The 21,809-nt window shown below is 39.9% G+C and carries 18 protein-coding genes; 10 read left to right on the top strand and 8 right to left on the bottom strand.

The window, feature by feature from the left end; translation table 11 throughout:
- Nucleotides 1–82: 82 nt before the first annotated feature.
- The 5 genes from yfaE to ubiG form a co-directional block, all read right to left on the bottom strand.
- Nucleotides 83–355, bottom strand: a complete 273-nt coding sequence (gene yfaE / locus QMA12_RS03490) for a class I ribonucleotide reductase maintenance protein YfaE (protein ID WP_087532213.1) — start codon at nt 353–355, stop codon at nt 83–85.
- The gene (gene nrdB, locus QMA12_RS03495) at nt 355–1,485 is read right to left on the bottom strand and encodes a class Ia ribonucleoside-diphosphate reductase subunit beta (protein WP_290208487.1); all 1,131 of its coding nucleotides are present in this window, start codon (nt 1,483–1,485) and stop codon (nt 355–357) included. Before nrdB ends, yfaE begins: the two co-directional genes overlap by 1 nt.
- Nucleotides 1,486–1,552: 67 nt before the next feature.
- On the bottom strand, nt 1,553–3,838 hold the full coding sequence (gene nrdA, locus QMA12_RS03500; RefSeq protein ID WP_290208486.1) for a class 1a ribonucleoside-diphosphate reductase subunit alpha: 2,286 nt from the start codon (nt 3,836–3,838) through the stop codon (nt 1,553–1,555).
- Between the two features lie 378 nt (nt 3,839–4,216).
- A complete protein-coding gene (locus QMA12_RS03505) occupies nt 4,217–4,900 on the bottom strand; it encodes an HAD-IA family hydrolase (RefSeq protein ID WP_087532207.1) in 684 nt (227 codons plus the stop codon).
- Nucleotides 4,900–5,610: a bifunctional 2-polyprenyl-6-hydroxyphenol methylase/3-demethylubiquinol 3-O-methyltransferase UbiG gene (ubiG, locus tag QMA12_RS03510; RefSeq protein WP_087532206.1), complete on the bottom strand. Its 711-nt coding sequence runs from the start codon at nt 5,608–5,610 to the stop codon at nt 4,900–4,902. Before ubiG ends, QMA12_RS03505 begins: the two co-directional genes overlap by 1 nt.
- Nucleotides 5,611–5,799: 189 nt before the next feature.
- On the opposite strand from ubiG, the gene gyrA reads away from it, so the two are divergent.
- The 9 genes from gyrA (at nt 5,800) to pyrF (ending at nt 16,052) form a co-directional block, all read left to right on the top strand.
- Nucleotides 5,800–8,496 (top strand): DNA topoisomerase (ATP-hydrolyzing) subunit A, encoded by a 2,697-nt coding sequence (gene gyrA / locus QMA12_RS03515; RefSeq protein WP_290208483.1) that lies wholly within the window; start codon nt 5,800–5,802, stop codon nt 8,494–8,496.
- A 79-nt stretch (nt 8,497–8,575) separates the two neighbouring features.
- Nucleotides 8,576–9,658: a 3-phosphoserine/phosphohydroxythreonine transaminase gene (gene serC, locus QMA12_RS03520; protein WP_087532204.1), complete on the top strand. Its 1,083-nt coding sequence runs from the start codon at nt 8,576–8,578 to the stop codon at nt 9,656–9,658.
- Nucleotides 9,658–10,935, top strand: coding sequence for a 3-phosphoshikimate 1-carboxyvinyltransferase (gene aroA / locus QMA12_RS03525; RefSeq protein WP_290208481.1), 1,278 nt, complete (start codon nt 9,658–9,660; stop codon nt 10,933–10,935). The genes serC and aroA overlap by 1 nt, the downstream gene beginning before the upstream one ends.
- Nucleotides 10,936–11,041: 106 nt before the next feature.
- A complete protein-coding gene (gene cmk / locus QMA12_RS03530) occupies nt 11,042–11,752 on the top strand; it encodes a (d)CMP kinase (protein WP_087532202.1) in 711 nt (236 codons plus the stop codon).
- A 99-nt stretch (nt 11,753–11,851) separates the two neighbouring features.
- The gene (rpsA, locus tag QMA12_RS03535) at nt 11,852–13,519 is read left to right on the top strand and encodes a 30S ribosomal protein S1 (protein WP_087532200.1); all 1,668 of its coding nucleotides are present in this window, start codon (nt 11,852–11,854) and stop codon (nt 13,517–13,519) included.
- A 65-nt stretch (nt 13,520–13,584) separates the two neighbouring features.
- Nucleotides 13,585–13,872 (top strand): integration host factor subunit beta, encoded by a 288-nt coding sequence (gene ihfB, locus QMA12_RS03540; RefSeq protein ID WP_087532199.1) that lies wholly within the window; start codon nt 13,585–13,587, stop codon nt 13,870–13,872.
- 20 nt (nt 13,873–13,892) lie between these two features.
- Complete coding sequence (locus QMA12_RS03545; protein WP_087532198.1) at nt 13,893–14,174, top strand: LapA family protein; 282 nt, start codon at nt 13,893–13,895, stop codon at nt 14,172–14,174.
- A 2-nt stretch (nt 14,175–14,176) separates the two neighbouring features.
- The gene (gene lapB / locus QMA12_RS03550) at nt 14,177–15,313 is read left to right on the top strand and encodes a lipopolysaccharide assembly protein LapB (RefSeq protein ID WP_290208479.1); all 1,137 of its coding nucleotides are present in this window, start codon (nt 14,177–14,179) and stop codon (nt 15,311–15,313) included.
- A gap of 34 nt (nt 15,314–15,347) precedes the next feature.
- Nucleotides 15,348–16,052 carry an orotidine-5'-phosphate decarboxylase gene (pyrF, locus tag QMA12_RS03555; RefSeq protein WP_290208478.1) on the top strand — a complete coding sequence of 235 codons (705 nt, stop codon included), beginning with the start codon at nt 15,348–15,350 and terminating at the stop codon, nt 16,050–16,052.
- A 678-nt stretch (nt 16,053–16,730) separates the two neighbouring features.
- On the opposite strand, the gene QMA12_RS03560 is transcribed toward pyrF, so the two are convergent.
- From QMA12_RS03560 to QMA12_RS03570, 3 genes are all read right to left on the bottom strand, one after another.
- Nucleotides 16,731–18,131 (bottom strand): hypothetical protein, encoded by a 1,401-nt coding sequence (locus QMA12_RS03560; protein ID WP_290208477.1) that lies wholly within the window; start codon nt 18,129–18,131, stop codon nt 16,731–16,733.
- Between the two features lie 272 nt (nt 18,132–18,403).
- Entirely contained in the window at nt 18,404–19,234 is an 831-nt protein-coding gene (locus QMA12_RS03565; protein ID WP_290208476.1) for a S1-like domain-containing RNA-binding protein, read from the bottom strand.
- 2 nt (nt 19,235–19,236) lie between these two features.
- Nucleotides 19,237–20,562, bottom strand: a complete 1,326-nt coding sequence (locus QMA12_RS03570) for a DEAD/DEAH box helicase (RefSeq protein ID WP_290208475.1) — start codon at nt 20,560–20,562, stop codon at nt 19,237–19,239.
- A 194-nt stretch (nt 20,563–20,756) separates the two neighbouring features.
- On the opposite strand from QMA12_RS03570, the gene QMA12_RS03575 reads away from it, so the two are divergent.
- Nucleotides 20,757–21,764 (top strand): rhodanese-related sulfurtransferase, encoded by a 1,008-nt coding sequence (locus tag QMA12_RS03575; RefSeq protein WP_290208474.1) that lies wholly within the window; start codon nt 20,757–20,759, stop codon nt 21,762–21,764.
- Nucleotides 21,765–21,809: the final 45 nt, after the last annotated feature.

The following is a 21,809-nucleotide window of genomic DNA, read 5'->3' on the forward strand; positions in this document are numbered from 1 at the left end:
GGCAATGCCCCTTGTAATTAACTTCAAATAGACTGCCTGGTTTGTCTTATCTAATAGGTGTATTTGTATGCTAGCGAGTGCTTTATTCTAAAGTGATAGCGATATCGCCGTCGGGTTTACAACAACAAAGCAATACTTCACCTTCACGGACAAACGCGAGAGGTTCTTGATTATAGATGATGCTGCCTTTCGTTAACTTGACTCTACAGGCGCCGCAATACCCTTCACGACATTGGTATGAAACCGTTAGTTTATTGTGTTCGAGGCAGTCTAAAAGAGAAGGGCAGCCAGAGTCAAAGCGTACATTCTGGCTGCTATCTGTAAGGTCAACCCTTACAGTTTTACTATCAGGCATTACAGATCAAAATCACCAAAGTCAGATGCATCAACTTGTGAATCTATTTGACCAACCAAGTAAGAGCTGATCTCGGCTTCTTGTGGTGCTACTTGAACGTTATCAGAAACCAACCAAGAGTTTATCCATGGGATTGGGTTACTGTTATTAGCAAATTGCGTTGGTAGACCTACAGCACTCATACGTGCATTAGTGATGTATTCGACATATTGGCAAAGAATATCTTTGTTAAGACCAATCATTGAGCCATCTTTGAATAGGTACTCAGCCCACTCTTTTTCTTGCTCTGCGGCATCAACAAACATCTTTATAGCTTCATCTTTACATTGTGCAGCGACAATAGCCATTTCAGGGTCGTCTTTACCATCTTGCATAATATTTAAAATATGCTGAGTGCCAGATAAATGCAATGCTTCATCACGGGCTATGAGTTTGATGATTTTGGCATTACCTTCCATTAATTCACGCTCTGCAAAGGCAAATGAACAAGCAAAACTAACGTAAAAACGAATTGCTTCTAGAATATTAACTGACATCATGGCGAGGTATAACAGCTTCTTCAGCTCAAATAAGCTGATATGCACGGTTTCACCATTTAATTCATGTTTACCTTCACCGTAAAGGTTGTAGATAGCCACTTTATTGATCAGTTCGTCATAATATTTTGTCACCGCATCAGCGCGCTCACTAATTTTATCGTTACTGACAATATCATCAAAAATGAGCTCAGGTGATTGTGTCACGTTACGAATAATATGCGTGTATGAACGACTATGAATTGTTTCACTGAACGCCCATGTTTCAATCCAGGTTTCAAGCTCTGGGATTGATACAATGGGTAGTAAGGCAACATTTGGAGAGCGCCCTTGAACACTATCAAGTAACGTTTGGTATTTTAAGTTACTTAAAAATATATGTTTTTCGTGATCTGGCAGTGCTTGAAAGTCTAATCGATCTTTACTTACATCTACTTCTTCAGGGCGCCAAAAGAAAGATAACTGCTTCTCGATTAATTTTTCAAAAATAGGGTACTTTTGTTGATCATAACGAGATACGTTAACTGTCTGGCCGAAAAACATCGGTTCTTGTAATTGGTTATTATGGTTTCGGCTAAAAGTAGTATAAGACATAGGTTCACTCAAAAAACTAACAGGGCAAAGCGGGCATAAAGCCCGCTGTGATTTTATTTAAATATTTTTATATTTTACACGCACCGCCTGCGCAATCGTCATCTTCTACTTGCGGAGCAAGCTCATCTTGTGAATCTGATGCACCGTCGCGGGTGTTGTGGTAATACAAGGTTTTTACGCCAAGCTTATAAGCAGCAAGTAAGTCTTGCAGTAATACCTTCATAGGTACTTTACCACCTTCAAACTTATTTGGATCATAATTTGTATTTGCTGAGATAGTTTGATCAACAAACTTTTGCATAATCCCCACAAGTTGCAAATACCCTTGGTTTGAAGGAATATCCCACAATAACTCATAATTTTCTTTTAAGCGGTCATACTCAGGTACAACTTGTTTTAAAATACCATCTTTACTTGCTTTAACACTGATATGACCACGTGGTGGCTCAATACCATTGGTTGCGTTTGAGATTTGTGATGATGTTTCTGACGGCATAAGCGCTGACAATGTTGAATTACGCATACCGTGTTCTTTAATGCTCGCACGTAATGCATCCCAATCTAAATGCAGTGGCTCGTCACAGATCTTATCTAAGTCTTTTTTATACGTATCAGTGGGCATTATACCTTGTGAATACGTTGTTTCATTAAACTTAGGACATGCCCCACGCTCTTTTGCAAGCTCGTTTGATGCTTTCATAAGGTAATATTGAATTGCTTCAAATGTTTTGTGGGTAAGTGAATTGGCACTGCCATCTGAGTAACGCTTACCATTTTTAGCTAAGTAGTATGCGTAGTTGATAACACCTATACCCAGTGTACGACGACCCATAGTCGCATTTTTAGCTGCAGGCACTGGGTAGTCTTGGAAATCAAGTAAATTGTCTAGTGCACGTACCGCAAGCTCTGCAAGCTCTTCTAATTCGTCAAGTGACTCAATTGCGCCTAAGTTAAAGGCAGAAAGCGTACATAAGGCAATTTCACCTTCTTCATCATTTACATTGCTCAGTGGTTTAGTTGGTAATGCAATTTCTAAACATAAGTTAGATTGACGAATCGGTGCAACCTTAGAAATAAATGGGCTGTGCGTATTACAGTGATCAACGTTTTGTAAATAAATACGGCCGGTGCTGGCACGCTCTTGGGCAAACATTGAAAACAGCTCAATTGCTTTAATACGCTTTTTGCGAATTGACTCGTCTTGCTCATATTGAACATATAAACGATCGAATTCATCTTGATCTTCAAAGAATGCATCGTATAGACCCGGCACATCAGATGGGCTGAATAAAGTAATGTAATCATCTTTGATCAGACGCGCATACATTAATTTATTAAATTGTACGCCGTAGTCTAAGTGACGAACACGGTTATCATCAACACCACGGTTATTTTTAAGTACTAATAAGTTTTCAACTTCTAAATGCCATAATGGGTAGAATAACGTTGCTGCACCACCACGGACACCACCTTGCGAACAGCTTTTAACCGCTGTTTGAAAGTGCTTATAAAATGGGATACAACCGGTGTGGTAAGCTTCACCATTGCGAATAGGACTACCTAAAGCACGGATTCGACCAGCATTAATACCAATACCTGCGCGTTGCGATACATATTTTACAATGGCAGATGAAGTGGCATTGATAGAATCAAGGCTGTCACCACATTCAATTAGAACACATGAACTAAATTGACGTGTTGGTGTACGTACCCCCGCCATAATTGGCGTTGGTAATGAAATTTTAAACATTGATACCGCATCATAAAAACGCTTGATGTAATCTAAACGCGTTTCTTTTGGGTAATCCGAGAACAAACTTGCAGCAACAAGAATATATAAAAACTGTGCACTTTCGTAAATTTCACCCGTCACACGGTTTTGTACTAAATACTTACCTTCTAGCTGCTTTACAGCTGCGTAGCTGAAGTTTAAATCTCGGCTATGATCAAGGTAGTTATCTAGCTCGTCAATTTCTTGTTCTGTGTAATCAACCAGTAGATGCGCATCATAACGCTTGTCTTCTACTAACTTAGTAATGTGATCATATAAACGTGGTGGCTCAAATTGGCCATATGCTTTTTTACGTAGGTGGAATACAGCTAAACGAGCCGCTAAGTATTGATAATCTGGGCTGTCTTTAGAGATTTGATCAGCAGCAGCCTTGATAATCGTTTCATGGATGTCTTCAGTGCGAATACCATCATAAAACTGAATATGTGACTTTAACTCTACTTGCGAAACTGAAACGTTATTTAAACCTTCGGCGGCCCACTCAATAACGCGATGAATTTTATCAAGATCAAGTGACTCTTTACGGCCGTCACGTTTGCTTACAGATAGCTGTTGGTTCATAGTTTTGCCTGTATTCCTTGGGAAATATAGTCTTAGAAAATTATTATTCTAGTTATAACGTTAAAAGCGAATTTAATTGAATAACATTTAGCCACAATATCTGGTGCTCTTCAAATTCTAGATCACAAGATAGTGTGGTCTGCGATCATTTGCAAGGGACAGAAAGGAGACCCTTTGTGGATAAGTTTGGGATAACATGCTTGTGTTAGTAGCCATTAACCTTTGACCATTTGATTAAGGTGAAATTTATAAAAAGCAACTCAAGATCTATTAAATTTAGTCATTTTAAAAATAAATTTTGGCTGCTTTTTTTATCAACACAGTTTGAGCTAATTTTAAACTAATCACAACATATAGTGTTTTTAAACTGTAAATGCACTATATGTGGTTAAATCCATCAATTGGGCTTTGCCAGTTAAAATCTGCATTCCAACTTAATGCCTCGGCTTCACTTGGTACATAACCCCACAGTGCGGTCGCGCTGTGCATATTGGCGGCTTTTGCAGCTTCTATATCACGTTGTGCATCGCCGATATATAAACAGCGCTTAGGTTCGACATCTAAAAGCTCAGCTGTATGTAACAAAGGTAAAGGGGAGGGCTTTGCAATATTGAGGGTATCACCACTGACTAAAGCGTGAGTATCTTTGAGTTCAGGTATTTGGGCAACTAATGGCTTAGTAAGAAACTCTGGCTTATTTGTCATGATCCCCCATTTTATCTTTTGTTGATCAAGGGCTAATAACAATTGCGCGACGCCGGTGAAGCACTGACTATGAGCTGCAATATTAGCACTGTAGGCATCAAGTAATTGCTGACGCAGCTCACTTTGGTCTTGCCGTGATTGCCATAACTGACCAAAACCGACTTCTAAAAGTGCTACTGCACCATTGGAGGCGGCAGGGCGGTATATGTCTGCAGTGACCAAGGGCATTAAATGTGCTTTGAGAACACTATTAAGCGCAGCACCTAAATCATCCGCTGTATCAAGTAGGGTACCGTCTAAATCAAAAATAAATGCATCATATTCAATTGTTTGCTCTGTTTTATTGAAACTTACCATTAGGCAAGTTTCTCAAAATGTAGAATATAATTAACGCTTACATCACTATTTAATGTGTATTGCTTTGACAGTGGATTGTAATTTAAACCCGTACTAGCACGTACTTTTAAGCCCGCTTGTTCAGCCCAAGCAATTAATTGGGCGGGTTTGATAAACTTTTTGTGATCATGAGTACCTTCAGGCACCATTTTTAAAAGCTTTTCTGCACCGACAATAGCGAATAAATACGCTTTAGGGGTTTTATTCAAAGTTGAAAAAAATATGTCAGCCCCCGGTTTTGCCAGTGCTGCCACAGCATGGATAATTGAGGATGGATCAGGGACATGCTCAAGCATTTCCATACAGGTAATTACGTCAAAGCGAGCAGGGTGTTGTTGTGCGTACTCTTCTGCAGGTACTTTAATGTAATCAACATTCACTCCAGTTTCTAAGCTATGTAACTTTGCCACTGTTAATGGCTCTTGCCCCATATCAATGCCGGTCGCTTTAGCACCCATACGGGCCATACTTTCTGTTAAAATTCCGCCACCACAGCCAACATCAAGTACTTCCTTATCAAATAGCCCTTGTGTCTTATTACAGATAAAATCTAATCGTAACGGATTAATCTCATGAAGGGGTTTAAATTCACCTTCGCGGTCCCACCACCTTTCGGCAATGGCTTCAAACTTTGCAATTTCTGCACTATCTACATTTTGATGTTCGGTCATAAAATACTTCCTCGTCAATCTGAGGCCATTATATAGGGCTAAATTAATAAATCGCAAAGATTTAGCGCCTGTAAATCTAAATTAATTGTGGTAGCATGGTCTATTAGAATACGTTTAATAACAACAAATACTCTATAGCGCCTTTAAAACGGCACTTTGTGAGTTAATACTGAAGGAATGTGATATCAAATGACTGATCTCGCCAATGAAATTCTGCCAGTCAATATTGAAGACGAGTTAAAAACGTCCTATCTAGATTACGCGATGAGCGTAATTGTTGGACGTGCATTGCCTGACGTGCGTGATGGTTTAAAGCCAGTTCACCGCCGCGTTTTGTTTGCAATGAACGAGCTTAGTAATGATTGGAATAAACCATATAAAAAATCGGCACGTGTTGTCGGTGACGTAATTGGTAAATACCATCCCCATGGCGACAGTGCGGTTTATGACACCATAGTCCGTATGGCCCAGCCATTCTCTTTACGTTATATGTTAGTAGACGGCCAAGGTAACTTTGGTTCTGTTGATGGTGACTCAGCGGCAGCAATGCGTTATACCGAAGTACGTATGGCAAAAATGTCGCATGAATTATTAGCCGATCTTGAGAAAGAGACCGTAGACTTTGTACCTAACTATGATGGTACTGAGCAAATCCCAGATGTGTTACCAACGAAAGTTCCTAACCTATTAGTGAATGGTTCATCAGGTATTGCCGTTGGTATGGCAACAAATATACCGCCACACAACTTATCTGAGGTTATTAATGGCTGTTTGGCTTTAATACAAAACCCAGATTTAACTATTCATGAGTTAATTGAATACATTCCTGGTCCTGATTTCCCAACTGCGGCAATCATTAACGGTAAAAAAGGCATTGAACAAGCTTATTTAACCGGCCGTGGTAAAGTGTATATTCGTGCTCGTGCTGAAATTGAAGTGGACGAAAAGTCAGGTCGTGAGACCATCATCGTTCATGAAATTCCTTATCAAGTAAACAAAGCGCGTTTGATTGAAAAAATTGCTGAGCTTGTAAAAGATAAGAAAATCGAAGGTATCAGCGCATTACGTGATGAATCAGATAAAGACGGTATGCGTATCGTTATCGAGATCAAACGTGGTGATGTAGGCGAAGTTATACTTAATAACCTATATGCACAAACACAGCTTCAAACAGTGTTTGGTATGAACATGGTTGCTTTGATCAATAACCAGCCTAAATGCTTTAACTTAAAAGAAATGCTTGAAGCGTTTATCATTCACCGCCGTGAAGTGGTTACGCGTCGTACCGTGTTTGACTTACGTAAAGCCCGTGACCGTGCTCACACCCTTGAAGGTTTAGCTATCGCGCTTGCGAATATCGACCCGATTATCGAATTAATTCGTAAATCACCGACACCAGCAGAAGCGAAAGCCGCATTAACAGCACGCCCTTGGGAGTTAGGTAACGTTAAGTCGATGCTTGAAAAAGCAGGTGAAGCAAACGTTGCACGCCCTGATTGGTTAGCAGATGACTTAGGTATCCGTGACGGTCAATATTATATTTCTGAGCAGCAAGCTCAAGCAATTCTAGATCTACGCTTACACAAGCTAACAGGTCTTGAACATGAAAAAATCTTAAACGAATACCAAACGTTGTTAGATTTAATTGCTGAGTTATTACATATCTTGGCATCACCAGAGCGTTTAATGGAAGTTATTCGTGACGAATTGGTTGAAATTAAAGACCAATACGGTGATGAGCGTCGTACAGAAATTAACGCCGCAGCACACGATATTAGTCTTGAAGACTTGATCAATGAAGAAGATGTTGTTGTTACCTTGTCTCACGAAGGGTATGTGAAGTATCAACCATTATCAGATTACGAAGCGCAGCGACGTGGTGGTAAAGGTAAATCAGCAACCAAGATGAAAGATGAAGACTTCATCGAGCGTTTATTGGTTGCGAACACCCACGATACTATTTTGTGTTTCTCAACAGCAGGACGCTTGTATTGGCTTAAAGTGTATCAATTACCGCTAGCGAGTCGTGCGGCACGTGGTAAGCCAATTGTTAACTTGCTACCACTTGAAGCTGATGAGCGTATTACTGCTATCTTACCGGTACGTGAATACGAAGAAGATAAATACATCTTCATGGCAACGGCATTTGGTACAGTGAAGAAAACACCATTGACTGCATACAGCCGTCAACGTGCTAGCGGTATCATCGCGGTAAATCTTAATGAAGGCGATAGCTTAATCGGTGTTGATATCACCGACGGCAGCAACGAAATCATGCTCTTTACTGATGCGGGTAAAGTTGTACGCTTTAAAGAAGCCGAAGAGACAGCTGTTGTTGATGAAAATGGTAACCCTGTGCTTGATGAAGATGGTAACCCTGAAATCCGCTTTAAAGGTGTGCGCCCAATGGGCCGTACCGCAACGGGTGTTCGTGGTATCAAGATGGCCGATGAGCAACGTGTTGTATCCTTGATTGTGCCTAAGACTGATGGTGCTATTTTAACAGTGACTGAAAATGGTTACGGTAAGCGTACATTACTTGAAGATTACCCATCTAAGAGTCGTGCAACACAAGGTGTTGTATCGATTAAAGTGAGTGAGCGTAACGGTGCTGTTGTTGGCGCTGTACAAGTAGACGACAATGACGAAATCATGATTATATCTAATCGTGGTACGCTTGTTCGAACTCGTGTAAACGAAGTTTCTACCGTTGGGCGTAATACTCAAGGTGTTATTTTGATAAGAACTATTGACGAAGAGCAAGTAGTTGGTTTACAACGTATCGAAGAGATCGAAATCGATGAGCTTGACGCTATCGAAGGCGAGAGTGAAGAAATAGTCGAAACGGTAAATGAAGAAGCAGGTGATAATCCACCGGTTGAATAACATTGACCATTAAAAAGCGGCTTCGGCCGCTTTTTTTATTTATAAATAAAAAAGGTAATTACTGGAATGAGGAAAGGTAATGAGTATATATAATTTTTGTGCGGGTCCAGCAATGCTACCGCCAGCTGTGATGGAAAAAGCACAAAAAGAATTTGTCGATTGGCAAAACTTAGGTGTCTCGGTGATGGAAATTAGTCACCGTAGTAAAGAATTTTTAGCATTAACTGAAAAATGCGAAGCAAGCTTGCGCCGATTAATGAATATTAGCGATGAGTTTGAAGTACTGTTTATGCACGGTGGTGGCCGTGGTCAATTTGCAGCTGTTCCTTTAAATTTGCATTTGGATGATAAAGCCGCTGTTTATTGTGAAAATGGTGTGTGGTCTAAAGGCGCTGTAGCAGAGGCATTAAAGTTTACGCAAGTTGAAGAGCTTGATGTTCGTAATGATACAAACGAACAGTTTTCGATTAAGCCAGTGAGTGAATGGTCGTTTCCAAAGGATCCTTCATATATTCATTACTGCCCAAATGAAACCATTGATGGTATTGAAGTGTTTGATGTGCCAAGCCACCCAACAGCGCCTATTGTCGCTGATATGTCATCAACAATTCTGTCTCGCGAATTTGATGTGAACCAGTTTGACCTAATTTATGCCGGTGCACAAAAGAATATCGGCCCTTCAGGGCTTGCAATAGTCATCATTCGTAAAAGTTTGCTTGAACGCCAAGGCCTACCAAAGCCGGGGATTTTTGATTATGCCCTGGAAGTTAAACAAGGCAGCATGTATAACACGCCGCCAACGTTTGCTTGGTACCTAGCCGCTGAAGTATTTGAATGGCTTGAGCAAAACGGTGGTGTTAAAGCCATGGAGCAGCAAAATATAGCAAAAGCCGAGCTGTTATATAATTTTATTGACGAGTCGCCATTTTATAATAATAAAGTAGCCAAGCATTGCCGCTCTCGCATGAATGTACCATTTTGGTTAAATGACGAAAGTTTAAATGAGCAATTTTTAGCTCAAGCTAAAGCCGCGGGTTTACTTGCATTGGAAGGGCATAGAATTGTTGGTGGTATGCGCGCGAGTATTTATAATGCAATGCCCCTTGCAGGTGTAAAAGCGCTGGTTGATTTTATGGCTAAATTTGCTCAGGAGAACAGTTAATGGAACAGTTACGACTTGAGCCAATATCATCAGTAAATGGCACTGTTACCCTCCCAGGCTCTAAGAGTTTATCTAATAGAATATTATTACTGGCTGCTCTTGCACAAGGCACCACCGTTGTTGAAAACTTACTTGATAGCGACGATATTCGTCACATGCTTGGCGCCCTTAAATTATTAGGGGTTAATGTTGAACTTAATGAAGATAAAACCGTGGCTACCGTACAAGGCGTTGGTGGGCAGTTTTTAACGCCAAGTGAACCTTTGTTTTTAGGTAACGCAGGTACAGCATATCGACCTCTAACAGCCGTGCTAGCGGCTGTGCAGGGTGAGTATGAGTTAATTGGCGAGCCGCGTATGGAAGAGCGCCCAATTGGCCATTTGGTTGATGCATTACAAGCGCTCGGTGGTGAAATCAAATACTTAAAGCATTTAGATTATCCGCCCCTTAAAATCACCGGTGGTCAAATTAATGGTGGCAATGTTGAAATTGATGGCAGTATTTCAAGTCAATTTTTAACAGCTCTATTAATGGCTGCACCACTATTTAATGGCGATACCACAATCACAATTAAAGGCACTTTAGTGTCAAAACCATATATCGACATTACTTTAGACGTGATGGCGCGTTTTGGTGTTGATGTTAGCCATGATAATTATCAATCTTTTAAAGTTAAAGGCTCACAACAATATCAAGCCGTAGAGCGAATTATGGTAGAGGGTGATGCTTCATCTGCATCATATTTTGTTGCCGCAGCGGCTATTGCAGGTGGTGAAATTGAAATTAAAGGAGTGGGTGCTAAATCAGTTCAAGGTGATATTGGTTTTGCCAAAGTAATGGAGCAGGTTGGCGCACAAATTGATTGGTATGATGAGCGATTAGTCGTGCGTAAAGGCCAATTGAAAGGGGTCGACATTGATGCTAATGCAATTCCTGATGCGGCCATGACTCTTGCCACCGTTGCATTATTTGCCGATGGGCCGACTGCTATTCGAAATATATATAATTGGCGAGTAAAAGAAACTGATAGATTGTATGCCATGGCCACTGAGCTACGTAAAGTGGGGGCTGAGGTTGTTGAAGGTCAAGATTTTATTGAAATAACGCCACCAACTAAATTCAACGATGTGGCCATAGACACTTATGATGACCATAGAATAGCCATGTGCTTTGCCATGGTGGCAGTGGGTGGTCAAGCAATCACAATTAACGATCCTAAATGTACCTATAAAACTTTTCCAACGTTTTTCAATGTACTAGCGTCTGTAAGTAAATAGTTACAATACGTAAAAATAAAAACTTGCGTACAAAAAGCGGATCTATTTTAATATCTGGCGTATAATACGGCGGTTTTATTTTGGTGTGCATTGCAGGAGGTTTTAAATGCAGGCGTTATTAATGCCCGTAATCACCGTTGATGGCCCAAGTGGTTCAGGTAAAGGAACTGTTTGTCGCTTGTTAGCCGATAAATTAGGATGGGATGTTTTAGACAGTGGCGCGATTTATCGTGTGTTATCACTGGCGGCACTTCATCATCAAATTGCATTGGACAACGAAGAGGCATTGGTGCCTTTAGCTGCCAATCTGGATGTGCAGTTTTTAGTTGATAGTCAAACCAATGCTGGAAAGGTTATTCTTGAAGGCGAAGATGTATCAACCACTATTCGTAATGAAGAAGTTGGTGCTGCTGCATCAAAAGTAGCGGCTTTACCACGAGTGAGAGAAGCACTACTTCGTCGTCAGCGTGCTTTTCGAACCGAAAGTGGCTTAATTGCGGATGGTCGTGATATGGGGACTGTAGTATTCCCAGATGCACCATTAAAAATTTATTTAACTGCCAGTGCACAAGAACGCGCCCGTAGACGTTATGTTGAGTTGAATGAACGCGGTCTTGATGTTACACTAAGTGGTCTATTAGAAGATATTCAAGCTCGTGACGAACGCGATATGAATCGTGAAGTTGCGCCGCTTGTACCAGCAGAAGATGCTATTGAACTTGATACAAGTGAGCTCAATGCACAGCAAGTGTTTGATAAAGTTATGACTTTATTGGATGCTGCGGTTTCTGAAGGTAAACTTCCTAGCAGAAAGTAAACACATTTTTACATGCGCCAGCAGGATGCCAGTGCTATTTTAACAACCCCATGCAGCATGGTTGCTTATTGGTATTAAATATATGAGACGTATATTCGTATGTCAGAAAATTTTGCGCAGTTATTTGAAGAAAGCCTAAAGGGTTTTGAAGCAGAGCAAGGCTCTATTGTTAAAGGTACAGTAATCTCTATCGAGAATAACATTGTACTTGTAGATGCTGGTCTTAAATCAGAAAGTGCTATCCCTGCAGAGCAATTCAAAAATGCTGCTGGTGAACTAGAAGTTGCAGTTGGCGACGAAGTAGATGTTGCACTAGATGCAATCGAAGACGGTTTCGGTGAAACTATCCTTTCTCGTGAGAAAGCGAAGCGTCACGAAGCGTGGATCCGTCTTGAGAAAGCATGTGAAGAGCAAGAAACTGTTACTGGTGTTATCAACGGTAAAGTTAAAGGCGGTTTCACAGTTGAAGTTGATTCAATCCGTGCTTTCCTACCTGGTTCACTTGTTGATGTTCGTCCAGTACGTGACACAACTCACCTTGAAGGCAAAGAGCTTGAATTCAAAGTAATCAAGCTTGACCAAAAACGTAACAACGTTGTTGTTTCACGTCGTGCAGTTATCGAATCTGAAAACTCACAAGAACGTGAAGAGCTTCTTGCTAACCTTGTTGAAGGTCAAGAAGTTAAAGGTATCGTTAAGAACCTTACTGACTACGGTGCATTCGTTGACCTTGGTGGTGTTGATGGTCTACTACACATCACTGATATGGCGTGGAAGCGTGTTAAGCACCCTTCAGAAATCGTTAATGTTGGCGACGAAATCGCAGTTAAAGTTCTTAAATTCGACAAAGAGAAAACTCGTGTATCTCTAGGCCTTAAACAGCTTGGCGAAGATCCATGGGCAGCTATCGCTGGTCGTTACCCAGAAGGTTCTAAACTTTCTGGCCGTGTAACTAACCTTACAGATTACGGTTGCTTCGTAGAAATCGAAGAAGGCGTTGAAGGTCTAGTACACGTTTCTGAAATGGATTGGACTAACAAGAACATCCATCCTTCAAAAGTTGTTAGCCTTGGCGACACTGTTGAAGTTATGGTTCTTGAAATCGACGAAGAGCGTCGTCGTATTTCTCTTGGTCTTAAGCAATGTATTGCTAATCCTTGGCAAGAATTTGCTCGTCTTCAAAACAAAGGCGACCAAGTTACTGGTAAGATCAAATCAATCACTGACTTCGGTATCTTTATCGGTCTTGACGGTGGTATTGATGGTCTTGTACACCTTTCAGACATTTCTTGGAACACACCTGGCGAAGACGCTGTACGTGAATTCAAGAAAGGCGACGAAATCACTGCTATCGTATTGCAAGTTGACCCAGAGCGTGAACGTATCTCTCTAGGTGTTAAGCAAATCGAAGCTGACCCATTCAATAACTACCTTGATGCAAACAAAAAAGGTGCTATTGTTAAAGGTAAAGTGACAGAAGTTGATGCGAAAGGCGCAACTGTTGAACTTATCGAAGGCGTTGAAGGTTACATCCGTGTAGCTGATATCGCACAAGAGCGCGTTGAAGATGCAACTACTGTTGTTTCTGTAGGCGACGAAGTTGAAGTGAAATATGTTGGTGTTGATCGTAAGAACCGCACTTTAAGCCTTTCAGTTAAAGCTCTTTTCGAAGCAGAAGAGAAAGAAGTACTAGAAAAGCTTAAGAAAGAAGAGCCAGTGTTCGAAAACGCAATGGCTGCTGCATTCGCAAATGCACAAAAAGACTAATTAATCAGTCTTAATAATTGGAAGGGCAGTGTTGCCCTTCCTTTATCTCTTTTTAAGGAAACGCTATGACTAAGTCAGAATTGATAGAACAACTTGCCGAGCAACATGCACACGTACCTGTGAAAGATGTTGAAAATGCTGTTAAAGAAATTCTTGAACAAATGGCCGGCTCATTATCAAGCTCAGATCGTATTGAGATCCGTGGCTTTGGTAGTTTCTCATTGCATTTTCGTTCACCGCGCACTGGCCGCAACCCTAAAACAGGTGATACGGTTGAATTAGACGGTAAACATGTACCTCATTTTAAACCAGGTAAAGAGCTTAGAGATCGCGTTAACGCGAGCATTGCCTAGTTACCAGCAGGAGTAGTTACTTGTTTCGGGTATTAAAAGTAATCTTGGTAGCAATATGCTTAATTTTTGCATTTGTACTTGGTTCACAGAATCCACAGTTGGTACAAATTAATTATATTATTGCTAGTAATACATTACCCTTAGCAATGATAATTAGTATCTGCTTTGCTTTAGGTGTCGCAATTGGTTGTTTTATTAGCTTTAAATTGTTTTCACAATTGAAGTGGCAAAATTATCGTTTGAAAAAAAAATTAGCGCCTGAAAAAAATAATAATAAGCTTGTTGCCAATAAAGACACCTAACTATGATTGAGCTTTTGTTTTTACTTTTACCTGTTGCGGCTGGTTATGGCTGGATCATGGGTAAAAACAGTGCTAAAAACCAAGCTCATCAATTAAACCGTCAGATCACCTCAGAATACAGTAAAGGTTTAAAATTCTTGCTCGATAGAGAAGAAGATCAAGGCCTTGAACACCTCATTAATCTGTTAGAAGTTGCAGCGGACTCTGTAGAGCATTATTCAACACTTGCGACCATGTTTCGTCGCCGTGGTGAGTTAGACCGTGCAATTAAAATCCATGAACTTTTGTTAAAGCATCCTAGCCTCAATGAACAGCAAGCAGCCTCTAGTCGTCTAGAGCTTGCTGAAGACTATATTATGGCTGGACTTTTAGATGGTGCAGAAGAGCATTTAGTATGGCTGGTTAAAGCGAATCAAAGTGAAGCGCTCGAGCCTATCCTTACCTTGTATTCACAAACACGTGAGTGGGAAAAAGGCATTAATATGTTTGAAGCCCATAGCGATTTATTTTCAAAACCTCAACATTTTAAAGCGATTGCTAATTTTTACTGTGAAGCTGCATTGCTTGAAAACGACCCGCAGATAATGCGAAAAGCAATTAGCTTAAACCAAAAAGCCATGAGGCCATTATTCGAGCTTGGAAAGTCAGCTTTTGCTAAAGAAGATTACGTAAAAGCCATTTACTATTGGCGCGAACTAATTACAAACTTTACATTTTTCGCTCCACTATTTATTGACGATTTAGCGCATAGTTACAGTCAGTTAAATTTAACCCACCAATTTCACGAGCTACTAGTACAACTACTTGATAAAGGTGGCGTTTTAATAAAAATAAAGCATTGCCAAGCTTTATTAGAGCAAGGGCATACAGAACAAGCAATTAAGTTTTTAACGGATAGTTTAAAACGCCAGCCGACAATTCGTGGTTTTAGTTTTTTATTACAGTTATTAGCTAAGCAAAATCATGATATTAAAGAAGTGCTAGACCAAATTGATAACTTGGTTACGTCCTATATTGCAACTAAACCCGATTTTCAGTGCCAACACTGCGGTTTTACTAGCCACACTATTTATTGGGTGTGTCCTTCGTGTAAGCACTGGGAAACCATAGTGCCAAGCCGTGGCATAGACGGTTTTTAATTTTACTTATATTTTCATTCTTGTTAGGAAAGTTATGTCTCTCGAACAATCAAAAAAAGTTCTTATCGCCCTTGATTACGATGATCAGCAAACAGCCTTAAATTTTGTAAAACAACTTTCTCCAGATAGTTGCAGATTAAAAGTAGGCAAAGAAATGTTTACCTATTTTGGGCCGGCGTTTGTAAAAGAGCTCATTGATCTAGGGTTTGATGTTTTTCTAGATTTAAAATTCCATGATATTCCTAACACGGTAGCAAAAGCGGTTACTGCCGCGGCTAAAATGGGTGTATGGATGGTTAATGTTCACGCCAGCGGTGGCGTAGAAATGATGAAGAAAGCTAAACAAGCGCTTGAGCAGTTTGGTGATAAAGCACCATTATTAATTGCGGTCACTGTATTAACAAGTATGGATGAAGCTGAACTTAAACGATTAGGTGTCGAGAAAACACCTGCGGAACAAGTAATCTATTTAGCCAAGCTTGCAAAAGAGTCAGGCCTTGACGGGGTAGTGTGCTCAGCACAAGAAGCCAAGCAATTAAAAGCAGAGCTAGGTGAAGATTTTAAACTTGTAACCCCAGGTATTCGCCCAGCAGGCAGTGATGCTGGCGACCAAAAGCGCATTATGACGCCAAAACAAGCCATTGATGATGGCAGTGATTACCTAGTTGTTGGTCGCCCGATCACACAATCCGCAGATCCTGTCGCGGTTCTTAAAGAAATTAATGACTCGTTAAAATAAACAAACGTTATTTTTACTATTACTTCTAAGAGCAAAGTATTTACTTTGCTCTTTTTGTTTGTAGGTATTCAAACTTAATCATTTGGTGATAAATAGACTGAATATGTCAGTTGCGGTGATTCAAAACACAAAGTGGCAAAAGGCAAGACACGAACCCATTTCCCACTTTTATTTGTGCAAAAAATTTAGTAAATGATTCACAAAGAGGTTAAGAGACGCTGCGCTTAAGAGTGAAACAGGTTCTAGGCTCAAAAGTATTTGCGCGCCTGACGACACTACTACCTAATAGCCAATGCTTATCACCTAACGGTGGATTTAGATCACTGGATACGCTGAAGGATAAGAATTTGCTACTGGCGACAATGGCGCTCTTTATAAAGTACGCAGTTTAATGAAATTAGGGGTCAGTGAACGACTTGCCATAGCCTGTGGTATCACCAGTACCAAAAGTAGGCGCTTGGAAGCGAAGGCCCTTGTCGAAGCTCAAAAACAAAAGGAATTAACATTGCGCTAGGCAATGACTATCTAGCTTCACAAGGTTTAGCATCATTGAGAGATATTTGGATCAATATTCATTACGGGAGATGAACCGCCCGTTGCACTTCCTGTTAATAAAAAGCGCATGATGGGTGGTGTGGGGGCTGGAGGTTAGAGACCTCCGGCTACCCGATTAGAGTTTTATTTTAAGAAAGCCGATGGGATTTGAGGAGCACCACACCACTCAGCTATCGAATTGTATTTAAAAGCTAAGCCTTTAAGTTTGTCGACTCCTCCTGATATTTTCTCAAAGAAGTCATTCAAGTCGCTGCCAGTATTTAATGCATCGTCAATAAGCCTCTTTAATTTGGTAAGGCCTACCGAATTTTTAACTTCTTCTGGAGAACTTGTTGCATCAATATTTTCGATAGAGCTATTTAAATCTAATAGCCTTAATTCAGTTCCAGAATCATCTCCACTTTTAGATATTAATGATTTAATTTCATCTGCAACATCAAGAATATCATTGTTAATTACAGTGGTATTTGTTTGAGTGGTAGTAACATTTATCACCGGTGAAAAATTTAAACTTAAAGGTTGTTCGTTTGGCCTTGATAAAGAGTTTTCGAAAAGGCTTTTTAATGTAGATAATTCCTGCCCTTTATGAATTAGAAGGTCTCTTTGCGCTTCTATTTTTGTATAAGCGACACGTAATTCAGTTTTCAACTCTATAACCTTTAAAGCATTATCGTAGAAGGCTTCAGGAGGTTTTTCTCCTGTAACAACTAGTTCATATTCTTGCAATGCCTTTTCAATTATTTCTTTATTTCCATCTTCGGTTTCAATAACCATTCGAACCATATGTCCATCTTGTTCAATCTTTACTTTTGCCTCTTGATCTGGATATTTTTCTCGAAGAACTGTACCAAAATAACTTAAAATACCAATTCCAGCACTATGGAACTCAGGCGGAAATTCTATAGAGCGGTTTATTACTACCTGTTTTTCAGCAATTCCGAGTTCAGATTCAATATCTATAACTTCAAGTGCTCCATCATCAAAAGAAACACCGATAATTACAAAAGGGTGTGATTGAGATAAAGGTGCTAGTGCTTGCAATTCTTCAACTGTTTTTTCAAAATTTGCAGACATCATGCTTCTTCGCTTATCTCCGTGAATAGCTTCTTCAGCGTCTGTAGTTAACATTACGGCAACAGGTATATTAATCACGGAGTTTTTATAAGCTATAGGCGTTGTACTAAATAACCAACGGTTTACCAAATCTCTATGTGTAATAAACCTTACTGATATATCTTTTAAGCAATCTCCAAGATAGCCATAATATTTTCTGTTATTACGGTCATCCGCTAAGTAGCTACGAGATGAAACCCATTCTGAATTTTTTATTATTTCTTCCCAGCAACCAAATAGTTTCCTAGGGTTAATCTCGTCATTAATTTCGTTCCTAAAGCGGTCAGGAGTTTTACGGATATTTTCTAATGTAACTTGGCTAATAAAGCTCTTTATATCGTTAAATTGGCTTATATGTTTATCTAATTGCGTCCAAGAACCCTCAAAACTAATAACTTTTCTAATGTACATAATTTCCCTATTTAGGTGCTGACTAACTTAAAACTTTAACAATTTTATTGAACGCCATTTTGGTTGTTTATAACGCACCAAAACAGCGTATATACATACCCTGATAATTTCACCAATAGTTACTTTTGTAAACAAGTAATTAAAATGGCTAAAATTTGAATCTTGATCCATGACCACTGTTCGCTCATAGTTGCCATTGGAGCGTATAAAACAAAAAGAGCAAAGCTTTCACTTTACTCTTTTCTATATCATTTTAAATTACCGCTGACCGCTTACTTAAGCCTAATAGACTTAGCTTCAATATCAATTAAACCTTGCTTAAACAAACCGCCAATGGCTTTTTTGTAGTTTGCTTTGCTGGTAGAGAAGACTTTTTTAATAAGTTCAGGGTCTGACTTATCACCAATTGCTAAAACACCGCCTTCGTCTTTTAGCTTTTGCATGATTTTTTCACCCAGCTCACTGACTTTCCCCATACCTGGCTTTTCAAGTATGACGTCTATTTTGCCATCTTCACGAACTTTCTGAATAAAGCCTTTGAGCTTTTGACCAACAAACAGGTTTTTAAATACCATATTATAAAAAACCACACCAAAATGTGCTTCTTCGATCAATACTTTGTAGCCGATATCTGTTTTGCCAGCAACAATTAAATTCACTTCCTGAAGGGTAGTGTATTGTGGTTCATCTTTTGATAGAAAACGATTAAAGTTGCTAGACGCACAAATACGTGAGCTTGCGTTATCTAAGTAAAGGCGTACTAAGTAGGAGTGGCCTTCTTGCATACGAGGCTTTTGTTCATTAAACGGGGCAAGTACATCTTTGTCTAAACCCCAATCTAAGAAAGCGCCGATGCTATTAATTTCTTTAACACGCAGTAGGGCGTATTCACCCACTTGTGCGTGTGGTTTTTTAGTTGTTGCTGTCGGTAAATTAGCATTATCTAAAAAGATAAAAACACTAATGCTATCGCCGGCTTCAAGCTCATGTTTAATTTCATGACTAGGTAAAAAAACTTCGCCTAAATCGTGGCCATCAAGGTAAGCACCTTCATTACTGACTTCGTTAACAAATAAGGTTTGGGTTGTACCAAGGTAACTCATAATTATTCCTGCTCTGGCTTTTTACGACGGCGCATTGGTGCATCACCATCAATATTTAATGGTGCTTTTATTGGTGCTTGAGGTTTTTTAGGCTTAGCTTTGCGCTTAGGTGCAGCTTTAGCTTTTGGTTTTACTTTATCGTTTACTTTGTTCTGTATTTGCGGTTTTTTATCCCGTAGGCCTTTAAATTTACCCGTTAGCCCTTCAACAGTGTGAAATTCTAATTCATCATTTAAAAATGACTTAATGGCCTTATAACTAGGCCAATCTTTAGGACCGACCAATGAGATAGCTGTGCCTTTGAATCCGGCGCGACCTGTGCGACCAATACGATGAACGTATTCTTCTGCATGTTTGGGTAAATCAAAATTAATTACATGGGTTACGCTTAATAAATCTAAGCCACGCGAGGCAACATCCGTGGTAATAAGGACTTTGAAGTTTTCTCGGCTGAAGGCATCCATGATTTCAAGGCGTTTACTTTGTGTTAAATCGCCAGCAAGCGCTTGTGTTTTTAGTCCTTTACTATTTAAAAGCTCACTTAATCTAGCTGTGTCTGCACGTGTCGCGGTAAAAATAATGCATTGGCCTACGTCTTCTTGTTTAACAAAGTGCTCTAATAGCGCTTCTTTGTGATCTAAGTGATCAGCTAAATATAAGCTCTGTTTGATATCAGAATGCTGCTCATTTGCGGCACTTAGCATTATTTTTTTAGGCTTTTTAAGTAAATTACGCGATAGCGCATCAACTTGGGCGTGATCAAGCGTGGCCGAAAACAATAATGTTTGGCGTAAACGGTGGTCGGCCAAATCATTAATCATTTTTAATTGTTCAGTGAAGCCTAAATCAAGTATCCGATCTGCTTCATCGAAAATTAATAACTCTAAACCACTTAACTGCAATGAACGTTGGGTTAGGTGATCAGCTAAACGGCCAGGGGTAGCAATAACAAAATGCGGGTCATTTCTTAGCGCTTTTATTTGGTCATTAAAGTTTTCACCACCGAGTATTTTTACCGCTTTTATGTTGGTACCAGCAATAAGTAACCTAAGTTGAGTAAAAACTTGGGTGGCAAGCTCGCGAGTTGGAGCGACAATTAAAACGCGTGGGTCACGTTTACTGAGCGCTTTTTGCTTCATGACACGCTGAACGGCAGGTAATAAAAACGCTAATGTTTTACCTGAACCAGTTTTAGATTGAGCAAAAATATCATGGCCAGCCAATGCTGTCGGCACAGCGTGAGCCTGAATATCTGTAGGCTTAGTAATGCCTTGGTGCGCAAGTTGAGTTTCAAGGCGGTTATCGATGCCAAGATCAGTAAAGTGCAAAGTGTCTATCTCCAAATGAGTAATTTAAATCTTCATAAATCTGGCCGCTATTATAGCTCAGTCAAGGTGATTGCTCACAGTAAAAACCCGTTAATCATTAGTTTTTTTGCATTTAATTTGAAAAAGCGTAAAATATGCGCCCCAATGCGCCGGATTTACGATTCGGTTATCAAAAAGCAAAATTAGGAACGCTCATGACAGCCATTCATAAAGATAATGTCACTAGCGCGCACTTTGTTGTGTGTGCACTGTATAAATTTGTTGCCCTACCTGAATATGAAGACCTTCGCCAACCTTTGCTTGATGTAATGGAGAAAAACGATGTACGTGGTACGTTGTTAATTGCTGCCGAAGGTATTAATGGTACAGTTGCAGCTAAACGTGAAGGCATTGATAATCTACTTGCTTGGCTTGATAGCCAGCCTAATTTAGACAATATCGTGTCTAAAGAGTCTTATGATGATGAATGCCCGTTTTACCGTACCAAAGTGAAATTAAAAAAAGAAATTGTCACTATGGGTGTTGAAGGGGTCGACCCACTTAAAGTGGTTGGCAGTTACGTTAAACCAAAAGACTGGAATGCGCTAATTTCAGATCCTGAGGTTATCCTTGTTGATACCCGTAATGATTATGAAATTGAAATTGGCACGTTTGAAAACGCAGTCGATCCAAATACAAAAACATTTCGTGAATTCCCACAATGGGCAAAAGAAAACCTCGATCCAACAAAACATAAAAAAGTAGCCATGTTTTGCACTGGTGGTATTCGCTGTGAAAAATCAACCGCGTATATGAAAGAGCAAGGGTTTGATGATGTATACCACCTTGAAGGTGGCATCTTAAAGTATCTTGAAGAAGTGCCAAAAGAAGAGACCATGTGGCAAGGTGAATGCTTTGTTTTTGATAATCGCGTTGCGGTTGATCATGATTTACAAAAAGGCTCATACGATCAATGTCATGCGTGTCGTATGCCAATCACTGAAGAAGAAAAGCTAAAATCTGAGTATATGGAAGGGGTATCGTGCCATCACTGTATTGATGATGTGACCGATGAACAACGTGCGCGTTTTGCTGAACGTCAAAAGCAAATTGAATTAGCTCAAGCGCGCGGGGAAGGGCATATAGGTAATGAAGCTCAGGCTGTATTACAAAAGCGTAAAGAAGCTAAAAAGGCACAAAAAGACGCGCAACGTAATAATTAAGCCAAATAAGTTTGCAGAAAAACCCCAACTATTTGGGGTTTTTTT

The sequence above is a fragment of the Pseudoalteromonas sp. APC 3893 genome (assembly GCF_030408095.1).
GTDB lineage: Bacteria > Pseudomonadota > Gammaproteobacteria > Enterobacterales > Alteromonadaceae > Pseudoalteromonas.

Excerpts from the sequence above, each read along its gene's own strand:
- yfaE (WP_087532213.1), bottom strand. The coding sequence starts at position 355 with ATGCCTGATAGTAAAACTGTAAGGGTTGACCTTACAGATAGCAGCCAG.
- nrdB (WP_290208487.1), bottom strand. The coding sequence starts at position 1,485 with ATGTCTTATACTACTTTTAGCCGAAACCATAATAACCAATTACAAGAA.
- nrdA (WP_290208486.1), bottom strand. The coding sequence starts at position 3,838 with ATGAACCAACAGCTATCTGTAAGCAAACGTGACGGCCGTAAAGAGTCA.
- QMA12_RS03505 (WP_087532207.1), bottom strand. The coding sequence starts at position 4,900 with ATGGTAAGTTTCAATAAAACAGAGCAAACAATTGAATATGATGCATTT.
- ubiG (WP_087532206.1), bottom strand. The coding sequence starts at position 5,610 with ATGACCGAACATCAAAATGTAGATAGTGCAGAAATTGCAAAGTTTGAA.
- gyrA (WP_290208483.1), top strand. The coding sequence starts at position 5,800 with ATGACTGATCTCGCCAATGAAATTCTGCCAGTCAATATTGAAGACGAG.
- serC (WP_087532204.1), top strand. The coding sequence starts at position 8,576 with ATGAGTATATATAATTTTTGTGCGGGTCCAGCAATGCTACCGCCAGCT.
- aroA (WP_290208481.1), top strand. The coding sequence starts at position 9,658 with ATGGAACAGTTACGACTTGAGCCAATATCATCAGTAAATGGCACTGTT.
- cmk (WP_087532202.1), top strand. The coding sequence starts at position 11,042 with ATGCAGGCGTTATTAATGCCCGTAATCACCGTTGATGGCCCAAGTGGT.
- rpsA (WP_087532200.1), top strand. The coding sequence starts at position 11,852 with ATGTCAGAAAATTTTGCGCAGTTATTTGAAGAAAGCCTAAAGGGTTTT.
- ihfB (WP_087532199.1), top strand. The coding sequence starts at position 13,585 with ATGACTAAGTCAGAATTGATAGAACAACTTGCCGAGCAACATGCACAC.
- lapB (WP_290208479.1), top strand. The coding sequence starts at position 14,177 with ATGATTGAGCTTTTGTTTTTACTTTTACCTGTTGCGGCTGGTTATGGC.
- pyrF (WP_290208478.1), top strand. The coding sequence starts at position 15,348 with ATGTCTCTCGAACAATCAAAAAAAGTTCTTATCGCCCTTGATTACGAT.
- QMA12_RS03560 (WP_290208477.1), bottom strand. The coding sequence starts at position 18,131 with ATGTACATTAGAAAAGTTATTAGTTTTGAGGGTTCTTGGACGCAATTA.
- QMA12_RS03565 (WP_290208476.1), bottom strand. The coding sequence starts at position 19,234 with ATGAGTTACCTTGGTACAACCCAAACCTTATTTGTTAACGAAGTCAGT.
- QMA12_RS03575 (WP_290208474.1), top strand. The coding sequence starts at position 20,757 with ATGACAGCCATTCATAAAGATAATGTCACTAGCGCGCACTTTGTTGTG.